Origin of the sequence: Cytobacillus pseudoceanisediminis, assembly GCF_023516215.1 — a bacterium.
Lineage (GTDB): Bacteria > Bacillota > Bacilli > Bacillales > Cytobacillaceae > Cytobacillus > Cytobacillus pseudoceanisediminis.
Window position 1 is genome coordinate 3,009,754 of record NZ_CP097349.1, and the last position, 21,551, is coordinate 3,031,304.

General features: G+C 42.8%; 17 protein-coding genes and 2 pseudogenes. 5 read left to right on the plus strand and 14 right to left on the minus strand.

Annotated elements, in window-relative coordinates; translation table 11 throughout:
• Positions 1-328 precede the first annotated feature (328 nt).
• The 6 genes from M5V91_RS16175 to M5V91_RS16200 all read right to left on the minus strand — a co-directional run bounded on the left by M5V91_RS16175 (position 329) and on the right by M5V91_RS16200 (position 7,093).
• On the minus strand, positions 329-1,306 hold the full coding sequence (locus M5V91_RS16175; protein ID WP_251173959.1) for a tRNA dihydrouridine synthase: 978 nt from the start codon (positions 1,304-1,306) through the stop codon (positions 329-331).
• Positions 1,307-1,638: 332 nt separating this feature from the next.
• Positions 1,639-3,021: a 23S rRNA (uracil(1939)-C(5))-methyltransferase RlmD gene (gene rlmD / locus M5V91_RS16180; protein WP_251173960.1), complete on the minus strand. Its 1,383-nt coding sequence runs from the start codon at positions 3,019-3,021 to the stop codon at positions 1,639-1,641.
• Between the two features lie 19 nt (positions 3,022-3,040).
• The gene (locus M5V91_RS16185; protein ID WP_217025741.1) at positions 3,041-3,922 is read right to left on the minus strand and encodes a DNA-3-methyladenine glycosylase family protein; all 882 of its coding nucleotides are present in this window, start codon (positions 3,920-3,922) and stop codon (positions 3,041-3,043) included.
• A 334-nt stretch (positions 3,923-4,256) separates the two neighbouring features.
• The gene (gene pdaA, locus M5V91_RS16190) at positions 4,257-5,048 is read right to left on the minus strand and encodes a delta-lactam-biosynthetic de-N-acetylase (protein WP_251173961.1); all 792 of its coding nucleotides are present in this window, start codon (positions 5,046-5,048) and stop codon (positions 4,257-4,259) included.
• A 122-nt stretch (positions 5,049-5,170) separates the two neighbouring features.
• Positions 5,171-6,724, minus strand: a complete 1,554-nt coding sequence (locus tag M5V91_RS16195; RefSeq protein ID WP_284521341.1) for a fumarate hydratase — start codon at positions 6,722-6,724, stop codon at positions 5,171-5,173.
• 186 nt (positions 6,725-6,910) lie between these two features.
• Entirely contained in the window at positions 6,911-7,093 is a 183-nt protein-coding gene (locus tag M5V91_RS16200; protein WP_009335760.1) for an SE1561 family protein, read from the minus strand.
• 201 nt (positions 7,094-7,294) lie between these two features.
• On the opposite strand from M5V91_RS16200, the gene M5V91_RS16205 reads away from it, so the two are divergent.
• Together M5V91_RS16205 and M5V91_RS16210 are read left to right on the plus strand one after the other, a co-directional pair.
• Positions 7,295-7,540 carry a DUF421 domain-containing protein gene (locus M5V91_RS16205; protein WP_251173962.1) on the plus strand — a complete coding sequence of 82 codons (246 nt, stop codon included), beginning with the start codon at positions 7,295-7,297 and terminating at the stop codon, positions 7,538-7,540.
• A 37-nt stretch (positions 7,541-7,577) separates the two neighbouring features.
• Entirely contained in the window at positions 7,578-7,772 is a 195-nt protein-coding gene (locus M5V91_RS16210) for a YetF domain-containing protein (RefSeq protein WP_251174142.1), read from the plus strand.
• Positions 7,773-7,784: 12 nt separating this feature from the next.
• Here the strand turns inward: M5V91_RS16210 and ggt are convergent, their stop codons facing one another.
• Positions 7,785-9,491, minus strand: a complete 1,707-nt coding sequence (gene ggt / locus M5V91_RS16215) for a gamma-glutamyltransferase (RefSeq protein WP_071155890.1) — start codon at positions 9,489-9,491, stop codon at positions 7,785-7,787.
• Between the two features lie 140 nt (positions 9,492-9,631).
• Positions 9,632-10,261 carry a hypothetical protein gene (locus M5V91_RS16220; protein ID WP_009335757.1) on the minus strand — a complete coding sequence of 210 codons (630 nt, stop codon included), beginning with the start codon at positions 10,259-10,261 and terminating at the stop codon, positions 9,632-9,634.
• Positions 10,262-10,430: 169 nt separating this feature from the next.
• Between M5V91_RS16220 and yfkAB the strand changes: the two genes are divergently transcribed.
• Positions 10,431-11,546 (plus strand): radical SAM/CxCxxxxC motif protein YfkAB, encoded by a 1,116-nt coding sequence (gene yfkAB, locus M5V91_RS16225; RefSeq protein ID WP_071155886.1) that lies wholly within the window; start codon positions 10,431-10,433, stop codon positions 11,544-11,546.
• Between the two features lie 38 nt (positions 11,547-11,584).
• Here the strand turns inward: yfkAB and M5V91_RS16230 are convergent.
• The 4 genes and pseudogenes from M5V91_RS16230 to M5V91_RS16245 form a co-directional block, all read right to left on the minus strand.
• Positions 11,585-12,403 (minus strand): annotated as a pseudogene (locus M5V91_RS16230) (YfkD family protein).
• A 439-nt stretch (positions 12,404-12,842) separates the two neighbouring features.
• Entirely contained in the window at positions 12,843-13,904 is a 1,062-nt protein-coding gene (gene cax / locus M5V91_RS16235) for a calcium/proton exchanger (protein ID WP_009335736.1), read from the minus strand.
• A gap of 711 nt (positions 13,905-14,615) precedes the next feature.
• Positions 14,616-15,756: pseudogene (locus M5V91_RS16240) on the minus strand (acyl-CoA dehydrogenase family protein).
• Between the two features lie 142 nt (positions 15,757-15,898).
• Positions 15,899-16,282 carry an OsmC family protein gene (locus tag M5V91_RS16245; protein ID WP_009335734.1) on the minus strand — a complete coding sequence of 128 codons (384 nt, stop codon included), beginning with the start codon at positions 16,280-16,282 and terminating at the stop codon, positions 15,899-15,901.
• Positions 16,283-16,442: 160 nt separating this feature from the next.
• Between M5V91_RS16245 and M5V91_RS16250 the strand changes: the two genes are divergently transcribed.
• Entirely contained in the window at positions 16,443-17,621 is a 1,179-nt protein-coding gene (locus tag M5V91_RS16250) for an MFS transporter (RefSeq protein ID WP_009335733.1), read from the plus strand.
• Positions 17,622-17,984: 363 nt separating this feature from the next.
• A complete protein-coding gene (locus tag M5V91_RS16255; RefSeq protein WP_251173964.1) occupies positions 17,985-19,907 on the plus strand; it encodes a heavy metal translocating P-type ATPase in 1,923 nt (640 codons plus the stop codon).
• Positions 19,908-20,314: 407 nt separating this feature from the next.
• On the opposite strand, the gene M5V91_RS16260 is transcribed toward M5V91_RS16255, so the two are convergent.
• Entirely contained in the window at positions 20,315-21,139 is an 825-nt protein-coding gene (locus M5V91_RS16260; protein WP_009334894.1) for a YihY/virulence factor BrkB family protein, read from the minus strand.
• 19 nt (positions 21,140-21,158) lie between these two features.
• Complete coding sequence (locus tag M5V91_RS16265; protein ID WP_217025746.1) at positions 21,159-21,539, minus strand: YtxH domain-containing protein; 381 nt, start codon at positions 21,537-21,539, stop codon at positions 21,159-21,161.
• Positions 21,540-21,551 lie beyond the last annotated feature (12 nt).

Genomic DNA, 21,551 nt, shown 5'->3' on the forward strand with positions numbered 1-21,551 from the left:
CTCAAGTTTAAAATTTAGGCTCTTTTCGTATAAATTGTTGTTTTTTGCTTATCAATGCTGTCCGTTGATTTCCGCTCCAGGCTGCTCGCTTTCCGCGGGGCGGGCGGTGAGCCTCCTCGACGCTGTGCGTCTGCGGGGTCTCACCTGTCCGCTACTCCCGCAGACATTGAGTAAGCTCCCTTGAGTAAACACCGCACGAAGAAAATGCGAATGCATTTTCAAGGATCTCGCACCTTCCGCTACAATCAACTCAGTAAATATAATACAAAAAGCAACAAACCTTGTGAAAAAAAGGAGGATGGACCGCTTGCCCATCCCCATTTAGAATTCAGTTATTATTTTCAAGATTCTTTGACACAAACGCATCAAGCAATTCACGCACTTCATCTGTAGACCTTGTGTTCATCAATTGATTTCTTAGTGCACTTGCCCCTGGAAATCCTTTGGCATAGATCTTGAAAAAACGGTGAAGAGCCGTGAACGGCCGCAGCTCTAAATGCGAATATTGATCATGAAGATCCATATGCAATCTTAAAAGGTCCAGCAATTCCTCACTGCTATGATCTTTCTTCTCCGTTTCAAAAGCAAATGGATTATGGAATATGCCGCGCCCAATCATAACTCCATCAATACCGTATTTCTCGGCCAGCTCCAAGCCCTTCTGACGGTCAGGAATATCTCCATTGATCGTCAAAAGGGTATCTGGTGCCACCTGGTCGCGAAGTTTCTTAATCTCCGGGATCAGCTCCCAATGCGCAGGCACTTTGCTCATTTCGTCCCTTGTACGCAGATGAATGGAAAGATTAGCAATGTCCTGCTCCAAAATGTGTTTCAGCCAGACCTTCCATTCGTCTACTTCCGTGAAGCCAAGCCTTGTCTTTACACTTACCGGCAAACCTCCTGCTTTGGCTGCCTGGATCAATTCAGCTGCCACTTCCGGGCGGCGGATCAGGCCGCTTCCCTTCCCGTGCTGTGCCACATTGGGTACAGGACAGCCCATATTGATATCCAATCCCTTAAAGCCCAGTTCCGCCATCCCAATACTCATTTGCCGGAAGTATTCAGGCTTATCCCCCCATATATGGGCTACAATTGGCTGTTCATCCTCTGTAAAAGTCAAACGCCCACGCACACTATTAATCCCCTCAGGGTGACAATAACTATCTGAGTTTGTAAACTCAGTAAAAAACACATCAGGTCTGGCTGCTTCACTCACCACATGGCGAAAAACAACATCCGTCACCTCTTCCATTGGTGCCAGTATAAAAAATGGCCGCGGTAACTCACGCCAAAAATTATCTATCATAGTAAAATTCAAATCCTCTCAATATGGGAAACCAACTTTTAATCCCAAAATTAAAAAGCAGAATATCCCTGCTTCTTTTACACTTATACCATGCTTAAGCACTTTTTATCAAACTGATTAAATAATGTAAATTTTAACTGCACAATTTTTGTACAGCTAAAATATCTCCTGCTGGCATCCATCCCATTAAACAGTATTCCACTGGCTGAGTAAAAAATAAAGCTTTGCTAAAACATCCTAAAAAACAGCAGGGATTAACAGAAAAAAGACCCCGAAACCGCAAAAATATTTTTTACGAAATCAGGGTGGATCAGCAAAAGCTTATGTTTGGGTTACACGTTTAAAACAAGTTGTGTCACACTCTCCACGTGTGCGGTCTGCGGGAACATATCCACAGGCTGTATGCCATTTACTTTATATTTGGGGCTCAGGACCGAAATATCCTTTGCCAATGTAGATGGGTTACATGAGACATAAACCACTTTCTTGGGCTGGACTTTTAAAATAGTCTTTAACAGCTGATGATCAAGTCCTGTTCTTGGCGGATCGACGATAATAACATCCGGACGCCATCCATCTTTTGTCCATTTAGGAAGCCATTCCTCTGCTTTGCCGACAACATATTGGGCATGTTTAATTCCATGGCGGGCAGCATTTTTCTTTGCATCCTCAATGGATTCCCTGATGATATCCATGCCGCGGATTTCCGCTGCCTGATCGGCTACCCATAATCCAATCGTTCCGACGCCGCAGTATGCGTCAGCTACTTTTTCCTTGCCGGTTAAAGCCGCTGCTCTTTTGACTTCATTATAAAGCTTAACGGTCTGTTCAGGGTTCAGCTGGAAAAATGTCCGTGCAGATAGTTCAAACTGCAAATCTCCGAGTGTTTCCTGGATAAAGTCCCTTCCGTCCAGATTCATGGTTTCCTGTCCAAAAATAAGGGAGGTTTTTTCACCATTCACATTTTGGATGATTGATTTTACTTCAGGAAGCTCGCTTTTGATTTTTCCTATTATGATCTCTTTCTTTGGAAGCTCTTTTTGAGTTGTGATCAGTACAATCTGAAGCTCTCCTGTCTGGATTCCCACCCTGGCAACGATTGTTCTTACTATACCCTTTCGGCTTCTTTCATTATAGATTGGGATTCTCAAATCCTGGAGAATTCGTTTCACTGTTTCAGTCGCCTTTGTTGTTTGCGGATGCTGCACTGCACAGTGCTCAATATTAATCAGGCGGTGCGAATTCATGCCATATAATCCGGCAAGCACCTTCCCGTCTTTTTGGCCAACCTGGAACTGGCTTTTATTTCTGTAGCTCCACGGATCTTCCATTCCAATGGTTTCTTTGATATCCAGCTTCTCGGGATTCAGCTTAGTATGGCGTTCTAAAGCTTGAATAATGATATCCCGTTTCTCCTTCAGCTGCTGATCATACCGGAGATGCTGCAGCTGGCAGCCTCCACACTCATGATATACCGGGCATGGCGGCTGAACACGGAATTCCGATTTTTTACGGATATTTTTTATTTTGGCCTCAGCAAACTTTGGGTTTACCTTTGTTGCTTCTGCTGTGATTTCCTCGCCAGGCAGTGCTCCTGGAACAAATACGACTTGCCTTTTAAAATAACCGACACCTTCCCCATTGATGCCAAGCCTTTTGATTGTCAGCGGGAATGTTTGCTTTAGTTTTAATTTAGCTGTTTGTTCTTGTTTCATGGTGCTTCATCACTCCAAATTACTCGATACTCCTCCACAAATAAAGAGAAGCATAGCTCAAATAAGGATCCCAGCTCTTCGAGAATGTCTCCATTTCCTCAAGAGTCGGTTTCGCTTCTAATTTATATAGTTTTTTTAAGGCATTCTGGATGCCAATGTCTGCAGCTGGAAAAAGATTTGGCCGGCCCAGCCCGAACATCAAGAAGTTTTGAACAGTCCAGGGTCCGACACCGCGCAATTTGATAAGTTTATCATAAATTTCTTCATCTGAAAGGTTTTTAAGCTCGTCAAAGTTTAAATTTCCCGAGGCCGTTTCTTTTGCGATGCCAATTACATACTCAGCCTTTCGTCCACTGAACTGCAGCTCTCTTAATTCATCCACTTTCAGTTCTGCAACTTTTTCGGGAAGCGGATAAAACCACACTCCATCCTTTTCGAATCCAAATGCTTTTACAAACCGTTCTGTTAACGTGTGTGCGAAAGCAAGATTAAGCTGCTGGTGAATAATGCATTTTAATATACAGCTATACGGATCAAAATCAAGAACAATTGGAGTACCATAATGAGCATCGAAAATTGGCTGTAATTCTGTGTTTTGAAAATGTTCGTGAATCCTCTCAAGAGGCAGATGCCATTGAAAAATTTCCGATAAACGCTCTGCTGCTTTTTCTTTAAAAGCGCCATCAGTTCCGGTTATTAAAAATTCTGGCTTATCAGTTGTACCGATTGCTTTTACATTTGCAACAACTGGATGTTGGCCGAGCAGCATAGGCACTTTCACAGACCGATTTTCTATATCAACCTGATTAAGAGGGTCATTCGAAAGCCTGTCCAGTACCAGATCAAAATTATAAGGTCCTTCTACCTGAATCTTTTCCAAGAAGAATCCGTCCTTTATCATTTTCCCCGATTATAGCATTTTTTGCCGTTATTTTACTAAAATTGTTGGACTATATACAAAATAGACCCTGAAAAGTTGGGTCTATTTCATGCAATTTATAAATTCCTGCAGTGTTACCGGCCGAAATTGGGCATTTACCGGCCATCTTAAAAAAATATCGGCCAAAGCACATAATTTACCGGCCTAATCTTAAGTTTTACGGCCAATATCACTTTGTTGTGCCCATCCAAATTTTTTATCGGCCGAAACTATCGTTTATCAGCCAAATCTTGGATTTATCGGCAAAATGTCCAGCTTTAACGGCCTACCACAATATTTATCGGCCAAACATATATTAGTACAGCATCCGCTCCCCAATTGCCTGTTCCCATGTCAGATCATCAAGGCTCTTAAAGGTGTACCCGCGTTTTTTCAGATCCTGTATGGCCTTTTGGAGAGCATCGGCATTGTCCTTTGAAACAGTATGCAAGAGAAGGATACAGCCTGGATGGATCTGACGCATAATATTGTCGTAAGAATACTGCCAGCCTTTCTGCCGGTCTGTGTTCCAGTCGACAAAGGCCAGTGACCAGAATACATGCGTATAGCCTTCCTTTTTAGCCAAAGCCAAAGTGCGTTCGCTGAAAATGCCTCGAGGCGGCCGCAAATATGCCATATGCTTAACACCTGTAAGCTTTTCGTTTTCAGCACGGACCATTTCAAGTTCTTTAATAAATTTCTCATCGCTCACTCTTGTCATATCAGGATGATGCCAGGAGTGATTGCCTATGATATGCCCTTCATCCGCCATCCTCTTTACAAGATCGGGTGCGCTTTTTAAATAATGTCCTGTTACAAAAAAGGCAGCAGGAACATTTTCCTTTTTCAGAACATCCAAAATTTGCCCTGTATAGCCGTTTTCATATCCATTATCAAATGTTAAATAAATGTCTTTTTTGCTTGGATCGCCTTTATAATAGGAGCCATGTCTTTCAAGCAGTGAGTCGAGCGGCTTTCCTGCTTCGGCAGGCACCTCATTTTTTGCTTTTTTGAATCCCCAGTGAACCGGCGAATTGCCATAATTCGCATAAGCTGTTCCGGAAAAAAACAAAATAAAAACACTCAGGAAGATACTTAATTTTTTCATCTGAGCTCCTCCAATATTTTTTTCTTAGTGTTTGTGAATGAAATAAAAACATTCGCAGGGATCATTGGCAAAAAAATGCACAAAAAAGAGAGGCCGCAAACAGCCTCTCTCCCGTTCATCTATTAGAATACACGCTCTTTGAATTGAGCCAATTTCTCAAGTGAAGATTTATCTACATCCCTATGAAGACTGTTCCCGTGGGAATCCATCGTCACAACTGCAGTAAAGCCTTCAACCTTAAGGTGCCACATAGCTTCCGGAATACCGAATTCCATGAGGTCCACGCCTTCAACCGACTTGATGCAGTCAGCATAATATTGTGCAGCACCGCCGATTGCATTTAAGTAAACGCCGCCATGTTCCTGAAGTGCTTCCAATGTTTTTGGCCCCATTCCGCCTTTACCGATAACAGCACGGATGCCGAACTTTTTCATGATATCTCCCTGATATGGCTCCTCACGAATACTTGTAGTCGGTCCAGCAGCTTTTACATGCCACTTGCCGTCTTCGTCCTTCATCATGACCGGGCCGCAGTGGTAAATGACCTGCCCATTCAGATCGACTGGTGCATCATGGTCCATAAGGTGATGGTGGATGGCATCGCGGCCCGTGTACATCATGCCGTTGATCTGTACCACATCACCAACCTTAAGGTTGCGGATCTGTTCTTCAGTAATCGGCGCCTGCAATGTTACGATGTTTGTTTGCTCTGCTGTTTCTGCTGCTGCCGCTGTCTCTAGTTCAGCTTCAGAAGCACCAAAGTCGATGTGCTCGCCTTCCTGATACATCCATTCATTAATTTCGCCTGTTTCCATGCTGATGGCTGCTCCTAGGCGGCGGAACGCCCAGCAATTATAGGCAACAGATACGAAGAAGCTTGCCGGAATACGGTTCATAACACCGACTTTACAGCCTAAAAGCGTGGTTTCCCCGCCGAAGCCCATTGTTCCGATTCCTAACTCATTTGCATTCTCCATCACGTAATCCTCGAGTTTGCGGAGATCTTCATTAGGATTTACATCATCTACAGAACGGAACAGCTGCTCTTTCGCCAGGTCATAGCCTGAAGAGCGGTCTCCCCCGATGCCGACACCGATAAAGCCGGCGCTGCATCCCTGTCCCTGCGCCTGGTATACAGAGTGCATGATGCATTTGCGGATTCCATCTAGGTCGCGTCCAGCTCGGCCAAGGCCTTCAAGTTCGCAGGGAAGGCTATATTGGATATTTTTATTTTCACAGCCGCCGCCTTTAAGAATCAGGCGGGCGTCTATATAATCTTTTTCCCATTGTTCAAATTTAATGACAGGTGTTCCGTAGCCAAGGTTGTCCCCGCTGTTGGCGCCAGTTAAGGAATCAACAGAGTTCGGGCGAAGCTTTCCGTCCTTAGTTGCCTGGGCGATTGCGTTTTTGATTGCTTCCTTCATGACCAGCTGGTTAGCACCGACTGGCGTCTTGATTTTGAAAGTCGGCAATCCGGTATCCTGGCAAATTGGCGACACATTATCATCAGCCATTTTAATATTATTCGTAATGGTATCTAAGCTCATCGCTGCTCTAGTGCCGGCATTTTCTCTTTCTTTCGCTGATTTGATTGCACGGCGCACATCACGCGGAAGATTAGTAGATGTCTCAACAATCAGCTGATACATGCTTTCCTGAAATTTGTCGATATTCATTGCTTTAGTCCCCTTCCCTTTGCTCCCTATATAGCTCATATCTTTTATGAAAATTACAATTATTAATCGTAATCATTATACTCCTATCTGATGCGTATTTAAAGACAAAGGTTGCAATCGTTTACAGGATGAAAGAGGAAATTCCCAAAGCAATTTCCATAAAAAAAGAGCCCTCAGGCTCCTGTTTTAATCGCGGTTATTAAATTCACGGCATTTGGATTCGAGGTCATCGATCATAGCAATTAAACGGTCGATGTCTTCGATTTCGGTGTCTTCCGGCTCAATAGCTTCCAGTACGTCCAGGAACATATTTAAGCGCTGTTTTAGAAAAGTAACCTGTGAATTCTTATCTTGAATCGGACTGCCCAAAACGTTCTCTCCTTTCGTCTCGATAACATCCTACATGAAATTAGTTATTTCAGCAAATAAGTATTTTTATTTAATATACCCTTCAATTGCCTCCATGCAACATGAATGGAGATAAAAATCTTCCGTTTACTGTCTTCCTATAAAAGGAATAAAAACCATATAGAAGGGAGGCAATCATGTTTTTTCAAGCTGGCAAGATTTATGGAGAGTTCTTTCAAATGGAGCTATAAGCTATATTTTTCTGATTCTGTTCCTGAGACTATCAGGAAAACGGACCTTAACAAAAATGATGCATTTGATTTAGTGGTAACAGTTGCCCTTGGGTCTACCCTGGCGACTATTTTCCTTAACAAACAGGTATCACTTGCAGAGGGTCTGACTGCATATGCACTTTTGATCGGCCTATATAGTAGCCTGGCTTTCTCTTCATTCAGCCACATTCAATAAAGCAAGTCCTGACCTGCTTTATTATCAAGGTCAATTCATAGAGTCAGCCTTATATAAAAACAGGGTTTTGAAATCAGTAATTATGCAGGCTATTCGTTCCAATGGGTTTTCCTCAATGGAAGATGTGGAAGCAGTTGTATTCGAGACTAACGGCAGTATGTTAGTCATTAAAAGGAGCAGCTCAAACAGCAAAACGAGCACACTATCTGATATTGATTCAAAGAAAAGCTGATGCCAGGCGGCATCAGCTTTTTATTTGCTCCTCTGTAATTCCGGCTGCCTTTCCTTCACGGCTGGAGTCAGCCGCACCATATAGACGGCCCTTCTCCCGGTCAATCTGAATGGCCTGAACATTCCCGATTCGGCTTGGCTTGTCTCCAAATTCAAATCCGCTTGACTCCATTTCGCCTTTGGATTCCATGCTTATTCCCGGCTCCCATTCAATAAGCGGGCCTGTTGTGGCAAAGATCCGGGGCTCTTCAATGGCTTCCTTTAGATTCATTTTATGGTCAATGATATTCACGATCGTCTGAAAAACCGAGCCAATAATGGTCGGTCCGCCTGGAGAACCAAGAGTTAGAACGGGCTGGTCATCCTTAAATAAGATCGTCGGGCTTTTGCAGCTGACCGGCCTTTTGTCCGGTTTTGGTTCATTGATTCCGCCAGGGTTGGCATCAAAGTCTGTAAGTTCATTGTTTAATAAAAATCCGTAGCCCTTTACTATAATCCCTGACCCAAATGGATGCTCAACGGTTGATGTACATGCGGCAATATTGCCCCATTGGTCAATAACCGTGAAATGAGTTGTTTCACTTTTCTCTAAGTCATCCGGCTGGCGAATAATCTGCTTTGGTTCGCCCCCTTGATATTTCCAGGGGTTTCCAAAATCTATTGCATCATTTCTCCTTTTAAAATTTATAGCCTTTACCCTTTCAGCAATATAATCATCATGTAGCAGGCCTTCAATAGGGAGATCAGAAAATTCCGGATCCCCTGAATAGGCAACTTTGTCCGCAAAAGCCAAACGCATAGCTTCGGTTATCAGATAATACTTTTCCCAGGACTTTGCGTCATATTGGCTTAAATCAAACTTCTCCAGCATTTTAAGAATTTGGATAACGGTTACCCCGCCTGCACTGGGAGGAGCGGACGAAGCGATCTTATAGCCTTTATACTCGCCCCATATCGGCTCATCAATGGTAAGCCGGTAATTTTTCAGGTCCTCCAGCGTCATAAAGCCGCCTTCTTCTTTTAACGTTTCTACGATGGCTTCAGCTATCTCTCCTTCATAAAAGGAGGCTATTCCTTCTTTTTGCAGGATCCTGAATGTCTTGGCTAAATGATCCTTGACAAGTCTGTCACCTTCCTTTAGAGATTTGCCTTCCGGAAAATAAAAAGCTTTGGCTTCCTCACCCAGCCTGTAATGAAAGTTCTGAAGAGCTTCCTCCATTACCCAGTTCACTTCAATGCCGCTTTCTGCGGCTTCTATTGCCGGCTGAATCAGATCGGCTAATGACTTTGAACCGTGATCCTTTACAGCTGAATCCATAGCTTTTAATATTCCCGGGATTCCTACTGCTGTTCCATGCGTAGAGCGTTTGCGAAAATCGATTACTTCCCCATTGTCATCGAGGAACATTTCCGGATGCACACCTTTTGGCGCCCTTGTGTGTCCATCATATATTTTTACATCTTTCTTTTTATTGTCGTAAACCATTAAAAATCCGCTTCCGCCAATGCCTGTCATCATTGGTTCTACTACATTTAATGCAAATTGGATGGCAGCTGCAGCATCTACTGCATTGCCGCCCTCCCGCAGTATTTTTTCACCTATATCTGTGGCAACTGAATGAGGACTGACTACCATCCCTGCAGTTCCAACAGCTGTTTCTCTTTCGTAAGATTGTTTTTCCATATCCTTTGATAATGATTTCCCTCGTCTATAACCCATAAATGTAACCTCCAAAAAATGTCCTATACCTATAGTTAAGGGTTACCCCCTCCATGTATATATAAAACAACCATCATTAGGAAACAGAACCAATAAAAAATCCTCCACTCATAAGAGCAGAGGAAATTTTATATTATTAATTAAAGGTTATTGCTGTTCTTTTGAGTCTCAGGACTATAGGTGACAGCACTTTCTCCACGCTCTACCGGGAAAGCAGTTTCTGAACTGCTCACTGAACTTGCTGCCTGGTTGTTCGAGCCAGTGGAATTTCCACCGTTCTCAACAGGGCTTTCCATTAATTCTGAACCTGCTTCCTTTACTTTTGACCCGATATCAGCCAGCTCGCTTTTTGCTTCCTTTGCTGTTGACATGGCTTCATTAGACACTTCTTTTACCATATCCATGTTGCCGAAAACATCTTCGTTGACACGCTGGTACAAACTCTGGGCATCTTTAATGGCCTCTTTAAGAGTATTGGAAGCACTCTTAAACTGGTTAATCATATTATCCTTTACATCACCAGGATTTTCTTTCACTTCAGAAATAAGATTTGCAGAAGAATCCTTTAGATCCATCGCTTTCGTTTTTACTTTTGTTCTTGTTGTACTATCCAGCATTGCTAAAGCCCCGCCAATAATACCGCCAATGACAATCCCTTTCATCAGCTTGCTGTTTGATCCGTTATCATGGTCATAATTCATATCCTGTCCATAATCTGATCTTAAAGCAGTTGTTGTGTTTGTTGTATTATAAGTGTTATTCTGTTCCATGTTAAATCCTCCTCTTAAGTTAAAAAGTGTTTCGCGTTTGTTATTGAGTTAATTCCCGCATGAGGAGAAATTAAACGTTTTTATATCATTTTTAGTCCAAACTATCGATTGACATGGGATATGAAAGATTAAATAATGACAAAGGACTTAGATTTAAAAGGAGATACATATGAAAACACAACTTTCACCTATCACACCGGAAAATGATCCATGGGAAGCTTATTCCGATATCGATCAGCACGGAAAATTGGTGCTTTCAAATATTGAATTCACAACCACTGTATTATGCAACATGCGCTGTGAACACTGCGCTGTCGGCTATACACTTCAGCCCAGGGACCCCGATGCCCTGCCCATTGATTTGATGCTTAAGAGGCTGGATGAAGTTTCTCATTTAAGCTCACTGAGCATTACCGGCGGGGAGCCGATGCTTTCAAAAAAATCGGTTAAAAATTATGTTGCGCCGCTGCTTCGCTATGCGCACGAAAGAGGGGTCAGAACACAGATTAATTCTAATCTGACACTGGAGTTAGCCCGTTATGAAGAAATCATTCCATATTTGGATGTCCTTCATATTTCTCATAACTGGGGAACTGAGGAGGACTTTATCGAAGGCGGCTTTGCGATGATGGAGCGAAAGCCGACGATAGAGCAGCGTCAGCGGCTCTTTTACAGGATGATTGAAAACAGCAGGGAGCTCGTGAAAGCGGGGGTAATGGTTTCTGCTGAAACAATGCTCAACAAACGGACATTGCCTTATCTTGAAAAAATTCATAAACAGATTATAGAAGAAATGAACTGTCAGCGCCATGAGGTCCATCCAATGTATCCATCAGACTTCGCCTCATCATTAGAAACATTAACTCTTGAAGAAATGAGATCAGCCATCCATCATCTGCTGGATATCCGGGATGAGAATACATGGATGCTGTTTGGCACCCTGCCCTTTTATGCCTGCAGCAGCAATAAAGAAGACCTGGATCTTTTAAGAAGACTGCATTCATCAAATAATGTAACCGTCCGGAATGACCCTGACGGAAGATCACGGCTGAATATAAATATTTTCACCGGCGATGTCATTGTCACTGACTTTGGCGATACACCGCCGCTGGGAAATATCCAAACTGATCAGCTTGAGGATATTTATCAAAAGTGGAGCAAAACAGAACTCGCTGATTCTCTGAACTGTCATTGTGCGGGGGTTAGATGCCTTGGCCCTAACGTTCTGGTAAAGAACAGCTACTATAAAGAAACAGATTTCAAAACAAGACGTTCGAATATCTAATAGATTAAGCCAGCCTATATGTCAGGCTGGCTTTTTTATTATCTAGGCCTTTCCGAAACAAGAAACCCAAACGTCACATGATCCTGAATCGGAATCCAGGCACCTATTCCCTGTGAAGTGACATTTTTAATGACAATCATTTTCTTGCTGCCTTTCAGCATCAAATACACTTCTCCATACGTTACTTTCCCCTTTTCATTGATTGCGGGAGCATAGCCGTATAGATACCCTAATCTTTTGGGCGGAATGTTATAGATATGATCTTTTTTGGTGCCTGCTCCAACAATCGTTTCAAAAGCAAGAGGCAGACCGGATTTCTCCATGGCTTTGAGAAGCATCATCTTTTTTACATCCTCGGCATTGGGAACCTTGGCAGTCAAACCTCCACGGACAACCTTTTGGGCTTCCTGAACATAATGAATCTGGTATGGGGCCTTGCCGCCGCGGTTGTCGAAATAATTCGTGTTAATCCTCTGATATTCCCAATTAGGGAGGTTTCAGCAGACTCATAATTAAGCGGCCACTGACCGAGATAGACGATGGCCCTGTATCCAAGTGCGAACGGAGTGCTGCTCACAGAGGTTTCATTCAGCATCCGAATGAGATCCGGATTTTCGATTTTAACCTTGGATGAATCAATGAGCTGCTGGGTTAATTCACTCGGCTGGAGTGTCGGCATATCCTGAGCCGGATTAGGATACGTATTTTCCTTTGTAACATTCAGCACCGAATTAGGGACAACAATGGCCTTCGGCGGCTGTTTTGCCGATTTCTCAGTCCCTTTCTGCGCTTCTGCGGCCGGATGGAATGACAGTATTAATATAAGACCTAAAAAGAATGCTTACGTATTTTTTCATGATGTCTTTCTCCTTTCAAGTCACAATCTTTTTAGGTTGATATTAGTTTTTTCGGAGAAAGTGGATATTATCCGTCCCGTGAAAAATAACGGAGGGATTTGAGGAGGAATCAGCAGCAAAAATATTTCATTTGTAATGATTTTGTAAAAATCTGAATATTTACAAATATCTAATAATGTTTTATAATAGGCTTACTAAACTAAAGGAGGGCAGTGGAAATCAACCCCACTACTATGTAAAAGGAGGAGAATCGTTTTTTTGTTAAGTCTTCTGCAAGTCATGATAATGGTCAAAAATCAGCGTAAAGGTTGGTGATCAATGACTGAAAGCGAACAGAACCATTCTCTGAAAAACATAATCCTTTAAAAAAGTACTTAAATACCCATATAAATAACCGGCCCTGAGATTTTTTCAGAGCCGGTTTTCTGTTTGGTCATGACTATAAAAGATAAAATCCGATTCCCATTATAACGTAAGCTGCCAGCAGAGTGGCGCCTTCGAACCAATTGGTTTCCCCATCATTGCCAATGACAATCATAAGCAGCACCGCTGTCACCATGGCAATTAACTCAGGCAATGTAAAGACAAGAGGCATTGCAGCCGGGAACAGCAATGAAAGCAGTACAAGAACAGGTGCTACAAACATCGCAACCTGCAGCGTGGAACCAACAGCAATTTCAACAGCTATATCCATTTTATTTTTATAAGCCATAATGATGGCAGAAGCATGCTCAGCCGCATTTCCCACGATTGCCACAATGACCACCCCAATAAACAATTCCGTCCAGCCAAACGCTTCTCCAACTTCTTCGAAGGTGTGAACCAGATTCTCTGATACATAAGCAACCGCAATGGTAGAAATGGCAAGTACAGCAATGGCTTTTCCTTTGCTCCACTCCGGAGTTTCCTCCTCATGAGAGCTTCTGTCATCCTCTTTTGATTGATAAACGCCCCGGTGAGTGACCAGTTTGAAGAACAAAGCCGCTAAATAAAGAGCTATTAATATGACAGAGATGCCAATGCTGAAAGTTATCGTTTCAGCTTCATCCATGGTCATTGAAAAAACTTCAGGAATCACAAAAGCCACAATGACGGCAAACATCAGAAGTCCTGAGTTATGACGTGCATCATATACATTAAAGGACTGGGTCTTGTATTTAACTCCTCCAACGAAAAATGAAAGGCCGGCCACTAACAGTAAATTTCCCAATACGGACCCTGTCAGTGAGGCAAGAACAACACTAATCAGGCCGGCCTTTAAAGCAAAAATCGAAATGATCAGTTCAACCGCATTTCCAAAGGTGGCATTCAGCAGCCCTCCAATTCGGGGGCCGGTTACTATGGCAAGGCTTTCTGTCGCCCTTCCCATATAGCTGGCCAATGCGATAATGGTGATGCAGTAGATCACAAACAGCAAAATATTGGACCAGTGCATCAATGTTCCGATGACAGACAGGGGCACACCTGCAAACGCCAATACCATGAAAACTTTATTAGTCATATCTTTTTTCTCCTTACGTTTTAATATTTTTAGTATTGCCTGCTCATTCACGCCTATGTGATTATATGCAGTAAGTTTATGTAAAACGTTTCTTTCTCTTTAGCCGCTTTCGAAAAAATTCAAACTTGAAGCAGGATTTAGGCATTTTAAAAACAGGGAAGAAATTTAGCTTTTGCTGTCCGAACACAGGGCGACTTGGGACACAATCCACGGTTCTTCCTCTTCTCTTGTCCGAACTCGGGGCGACTTCCGACACAATTCACGGTTTTTCCTCTTCTCTTGTCTGAACTCGGGACGACTTCGGACACAATTCACGATTTCCCCTCTTTTTCTGTCCGAACATAGAGCGACTTCGGACTCAATCCACGGTTTTTCCTCTTCTCCTGTCCGAACATAGGGCAACTTCGGACACAATTCACGATTTCCCCTCTTTTTCTGTCCGAACATAGGGCGACTTCGGACTCAGTCCACGATATTTCTTCTTCTCCTGTCCGAACATGGAGCGGCTTCGGACAGAATTCAAGGTTTTCCCTTTTTTCTTGTCTGAACTCAGGGAGACCCTAGGCCCAAACCACGACTTTTGCTGTCCGAACTTAACCGCTAATTCAGACATGAAGACAACAAAATACCCCAATCACCAGGCGATTGGGGCTACGATGAAATAAGTTTTTTAAATAATAACTAAAGCTGCTAAGAGAGCAGCCTTCCGGGTTACTTTATAGCTTTTTTTGCTAAGGCCAGAATGGTCATATCATCCATTGGCGGATTATGCAGGCCGGCACGCACATCCCTGTAATATCGCTGCAGAGGATTTTTTGCTGATAAACTGCGGGCACCTGCCACACGCATGGCTAAATCGACTACTGCTATGGCTGCGTTTGTTACAGCCAGCTTGACTGCTCCCAATTCAGGCTGCATCCTGCTTCTGGCTTCATCGTTTGCTTCATCCCATTTCTTTGCAACTGAATAGAGAAAATGGCGTGCTCTCATGAGTTCAAGCTCCATCTCGCCAATTTTTTGCTGAACATTTGGCAAATCAATGATTGCACCACTAATGCTGTTCGGGGAATAATTTTTGGCAAAGGTAATGGCATAATCTTGAGCCGCTTGTGCAATGCCTAAATAACAGGCCGGTATATGGAGAAGCCAGCCAGCCGCTCCTTTTTTCCAGGCTGAAACAGCTCGACTAGCGCGTCCTGCTTCACTCTTACATTTTTTAAAAGAAGATCATGGCTCCCCGTTCCTCTCATGGCAATGCTGTCCCATGTTTCCTCTATTTCCAGGCCTTCGGAACTTCTCGGAATTAAAAAGTTTCCTATTTCCCCGCTTTCTTCAATCGTGGCGCTCACATTGAAGTAATCAAGCACAGGGGCCATGGTTGTAAAGCTTTTCCGGCCATTAATGATCCAAAAACCCTCTTCTTTTCTGGCAGAGGTAATTGGCTTTCCTCCCCTTGTAGGGCTGCCCGTCTGAGGTTCTGATGCACAGTTATTCATTAAAGCCCCTTTTTTACTTCTTCACATAAAGCCCTAAATACTGATTCATCCCAGTTGTTTTTCTCGCCCAGGCTTTTGATAATGCCCATATGCCAGCCAATGGATAAGGCTGTGGAGCCATCTCCTTCAGCAATCTTTTCCTGGAGGCGCAGAAATTCAGAAAGGGAGATTTCCTTTCCTCCATATCGTCTGGGGACTGTTAATGATGTATATCCCGATTCTTTAAGTTCTTTTATATTTTCAAAGGGAAAAAGACCCTCTTCATCATTTTTGCCAGCTCTTGATAAAAACGTTTCCGAGAGTTTTTCCATGAGCTGGATTCTTGCTTCGGCTGTATATAAGTCTTGGAATTTCATTGCGGGGCACCTCACTTCTAATTTTCAATTCTTATTATTTTTATAGGAATTATTATACTATTTTTCAGTTACCCTTCACAAAGATACTGATGAAAAGCTTGCCTATAAAAAAGAAAGAGGCATCCTCTTCCTTGTTTGCGTTTTAAATAAGTTCAAATGTCTCTTCTATTTCAATGCTTCCTTCCACTGAGCGCACCATTGAACAATTTTTTCTAGTCAATTCCAATGCTTTGTGAAGTTTCGCTTCATTTAAGTCAGTTCCTTTTATGATGAAATGAATATGTACTTTCTCTACACGATCAGCGACTTCAGGATTTCTTTCCACATTGGTTTTTATTTCGATGTCTTCGAATTCCATGCGCATTTTTTTCATGATTTTCCTCAAAACACCCCCGCTGCACACAGCCAGCGAAGCGACAAGCAGCTGGTACGGTCTGAAGCCATGCTCTTCATCCCCGGCAACATCCAGGCGTCCAAATGGCAAATCGGTATAAAAGCCTGCTTCTTCCTTCATTTTAAATTCCATGGTATTCGCCCCTTTTTATCTTATTAATATTAGAGATTACACTATTTTATCTACAAACAAAAATATTATGACCAGCAACTTTCTCTTGCCAAGATTCTCTATTCCCGATACCATCATTTAGGAGACATTTATATTTCACGTCAGAAAATGAGGTTTTAATATGAATAAAGAAACAATGCGTTTTTGGATTCTCATCAGCATTGTGGCCATTTCAGGTTTCAGTCAGGGAATGCTGCTTCCTTTAATTGCAATTATTTTTGAAAATGACGGCATTTCCTCCAGCTTGAATGGTTTGAATGCAACAGGTTTATACATTGGGATCCTGCTCATCTCTCCTTTTATGGAATATCCATTGCGCAAATACGGCTACAAGCCTGTTATCATACTTGGAGGTTTATTAGTGGTGGTATCTCTCATCCTGTTTCCTCTCTGGAAATCATTTTGGTTTTGGTTCATTCTCCGGCTTTTAATCGGAATTGGCGACCATGCCCTGCACTTTGGCACACAAACATGGATCACATCCTTCTCACCTGAAAACAAGCGCGGCCGGAATATTTCATTATATGGACTTTTCTTCGGGGTGGGTTTTGCAGTAGGTCCATTAATGGCTCCGCTTGTCAAAATTAATGAAACCATGCCGTTTGTCCTTTCTTCCATACTATGTCTAATCGCCTGGCTGTTCTTATTTACATTGAAAAATGACTTCCCTGAACAGGCCATTGAAATCAACTCATTCAGGGAAACAATGAAACGTTTTTCAAAAGCCACAAAATATGGATGGGTTGCCTTCTTGCCTGCACTCGGCTATGGGTTCCTTGAAGCCTCCTTGAACGGCAGCTTCCCTATTTACGGCCTGCGCATAGGACTTGAGGTTTCAAGTGTTTCCCTTCTGCTCACTTCATTTGCAATCGGCGGAATCATATTCCAGCTTCCTTTAGGGATCATGAGTGATAAATTCGGCAGACGCAACGTATTAATGAGTGTTCTTTTTATCGGGTTTATCAGCTTCATCGCCGCAAGCATGCTCGAAGAATTGGTCTTTGCTCTAACAGTTTGCTTATTCATTGCCGGTATGGCAGTCGGATCAACCTTTTCACTTGGCATCACCTATATGGCAGACTTAATGCCTAAAAACCTGCTTCCAACCGGCAATCTCCTATGCGGAGTAGCATTTAGCATTGGCAGCCTGATTGGCCCCTATTTCGGCGGCCTTTTCATTGAATTATTCAAATCCATAAGCTTCTTCAATATTATCAGTGTCATGCTTTTGATTATCTTTGGTGCAGTCACATTGTTTGGGAATAAACAGCAGGTATTGGAAAAGAGCCAGTCATTCTAAGCATTGTAAAGCAGTTTAATATTGGTGCGGGGTTTTTAAATGCAAATTAAATTACTGAGTTGATTGGAGCGGAAAGCAAGTACCCGCAGCGGAAATCGACGTGCAAAATTCATAAGCTAAATAAATTTATTTAATTTTTATAGAGACCGTTTAACTTTCCTTTTCATAGGCTATATAGTAATATAAGAGTAATAGAATACAATATTTGCATAATGCTAGCTGGCATTACCTGATATGACTGGATTTTAACGCTGTCACCTAATTGGTGGCAGCTTTCGTCGTTTTTTAGGGGTATTGAATGTGATTATTCTTCTCAATAAGACAACTGAAAAAACTTTAAAATCATTTTTAGGAGGACAAACGATGAGTATGGAGGCAAAGGCTCTGCTTAAAAGCAGCACTGCATCTGAAGAAAATCTTTTAGAAAAAATCAAACCGCATGCTGAACTGATTGCCGCTCTTCTAAGCGGTGTATTGATTCTGGCAGGCTGGTTATTAGACCGAAGCAATATGGAGGCTGCATCGATTGCCTCTTATCTGCTTGCTTTCATTATAGGCGGCTTTGCGAAAGCAAAAGAAGGTATTGAAGAGACCATTGAGAATAAAGAACTGAATGTTGAAATGCTGATGATTTTTGCTGCGATCGGGTCAGCCATTATCGGGTATTGGACAGAAGGTGCAATCCTGATATTCATCTTCGCCGTCAGCGGCGCTTTAGAAACATACACCATGAACAAGAGCCATAAAGAAATCTCTTCCCTCATGGAACTTCAGCCGGAAGAAGCCCTGAGGATCATAGATGGGGCCGAGGAACGTGTGCATGTTTCTGAGCTGAAGATTGGGGATTTAATCCTGGTGAAACCAGGTGAACGTGTTCCATCAGATGGAACGATTGTAAAAGGCCATTCCTCATTGGACGAGGCAGCCATCACGGGTGAATCACTGCCAGTTTCCAAAGGTGCAGATGACCAGGTATTTGCCGGTACTGTGAATCTGAACGGATCGATTACCGTTGAAATAACAAAACCAAATAATGAAACTCTTTTTCAAAAAATCATTGAGCTGGTCCAATCTGCCCAAAGCGAGAAATCTCCTTCACAGCTTTTCATTGAAAAGTTTGAAGGAACCTATGTCAAAGTGGTTTTGGCTGTTGTCGTTTTAATGATGTTTGCTCCTCACTTTCTTTTAGGATGGAGCTGGACAGAAACCTTTTATCGGGCAATGATTCTGCTTGTCGTCGCTTCACCTTGTGCCCTGGTTGCATCGATCATGCCCGCAACCTTATCCGCTATTTCGAATGGTGCGAAACACGGCATTCTGTTTAAAGGAGGCGTGCACCTCGAAAACTTAAGCCATCTTAAGGCAATCGCCTTTGATAAAACCGGCACCCTGACAAAAGGAAAACCGGAAGTTACCGATGTAATAATCAAGGATGGTCTTTCCAGGGAAGATCTGCTTTTAAAGGTAGCTTCCATTGAGAGTCATTCAAACCACCCGCTTGCAAATGCCATAGTCAAATATGCTAAAGAAACACTATCAGAATCCCTTGTTCGTCCTGAAAGCATTGAAGATGTTACCGGATTTGGAGTCAAAGCCAAAGTTGATCAAGATGAATGGAAAATCGGCAAAGCCTCTTTTGTCGGTAAAACAGAGGCCAAGGCATTTGCAGAAGCTGCTGCCGATCGAATGGCAAGTGAAGGAAAGACTATTGTGTTTGTACAGAAAAATGATGAAGTAATCGGCCTTATTTCCCTCAAGGATGTTGTCCGCGAAGAGACGAAGCAGGCAATAGACCTATTGAAGCAGCAAGGGATTTACACCATCATGCTTACTGGAGACAGCCAGACCACGGCCGCAGCGATTGCCAGCGAAAGCCATGTGAATGAGCATATTGCCGAATGCCTGCCTGAAAACAAAGTGGAGCATTTAAAAAAGCTCAAAGAAAAATACAGCAATGTCGCCATGGTCGGTGACGGAATAAACGATGCCCCTGCCCTTGCAACGGCAAATGTCGGAATTGCCATGGGCGAAGGAACGGATGTAGCGCTTGAAACAGCTGATGTTGTCTTAATGAAAAATGACCTGCCAAAAATTGCCGAAGCCATTAAACTTTCAAGCCGAATGAATCGCATTATCAAACAAAATGTCATCTTTTCTATAACGGTCATTATGTTTTTAATTGCATCCAACTTCCTGCAGATACTTGACCTTCCTTATGGAGTAATCGGCCATGAAGGGTCTACCATTTTAGTTATTTTAAATAGCCTGAGGTTATTGAGATCATAAGAAAAAGCCTGGGAACTCAGTTTCCCAGGCTTTTATTATGTCTGGCGCAAGCAGCCTGCCCCCTCGAGTACACAAACCAATCCTGCCACAAAGGCAAAGGACGCCTTTCAGGCTCGTCTTGTGCTTGGGGCCCCCAGGATGGGGGTCATGCAGACGTTTCCACAGGTCGTGGTGTCCTTAGTCCTGCGGTCCTGCGTGATAAGGCGCTTACGCCTTTCTTTTTAATGGTAGCCGTTCTGCCCGTTAGCAGATCCGGATGTTTTTTGTTTAGGTTTATTTTTGCCTTTTTGCTTTGTGCCGCCGTCTTTTTTCGTGTGTTTTGTCATTTCGATGCCCTCCTGAAAATTCATTTTCCCCCATTACTATTGTGCTACGGAGAGAATGTTTTTAAGAAGGAAACTTTTTCATCAGCAATCCTCTTTATTAATCTTAGAATTGATGGCATTGATTTCCCCGCCAAGAATGATGATAATGCCGGATATGTAAAACCAGATCATAAGCACGATAATGGCCCCAATGCTTCCATATGTCGCGGAAAAATTGCCGAAGCTGCTGACATAGTATGAAAAGGCAAGTGATGACAGCACCCAGCCGGCTGTTGCAAAAATGGCACCAGGTACAACACTTATACACTTTAATTTTTTATTTGGGGCAATCCAGTATAACCCTGTAAACACCACAAAGAGAATGAATGGACTCACTAACCAGCGGACCATATTCCATATCGCCAGAAATTGGCCTGACAAACCAAATTCTGAAGAAATAAACAAACCAATCTGTCTTCCGAAAACAGGAAGGAGCAATGCCAGTACAAACACAAAAATCATGGCAAACGTCAGTAATATCGCCATCCCTCGTGCAATAATAAAATGACGGGTTTCCTTAACGTCATACGCCTTATTAAAAGCCTTCACCACGGCATTGATTCCATTTGAAGCTGACCAGAGCGTAGCGATGATCCCAAAGGAAAGCAGCTTTCCATTTCTTTGCGTAATTTCATAGATATTGCTTTCAATAAGCTTCATGGTCTCTCCTGGTGCAAAATCCCGAACAACATTTAAGATATCCTGCTGTGTGATCGGCAAATAAGGAACGAGTGTGACCAAGAAAATTAGCAGTGGAAAAAGAGAGAGGAGAAAGAAATACGCCAATTGGGCTGCAAGTCCAAACACGTCATCCTCTTCTACTCTCCTCCATAAGTTTGGAATCAGAGCCGAAAAAGTTCGTCCCATTCCAACACCTCACTTGTTTTTAATGCGGAATCTGAACTGAATCGTCAGCAGATTTTTCCGGCAGTTCACTTGATCCCTTCAGCTTAATATCTGAAAAGGCCTGCTTTGTATTCTGGACAATCTGTGTTACTTCCGGTGCCATTTCTCTTATTTCTTCCACTGTTCCAGTAATAAAAGCAACGTCTTCACTTACTTGGTCAATCGCTGTTTTGACCTTGTTGGAAACATCCTTCACCTGATTAACTGCTTCACTTGGGTGCTTTAAGTAATAGCCGACATTGCTGGACGTTTTCCGGCAATTTTCAAAAACGGTTTCCCTTGTAGATTTGTCAAGAAGGCTTAGCGCACCGCCTGCAAGTGCTCCATATAGTACGCCTTTCCAAAACAATGATTTCCCCATATTTTATTCTCC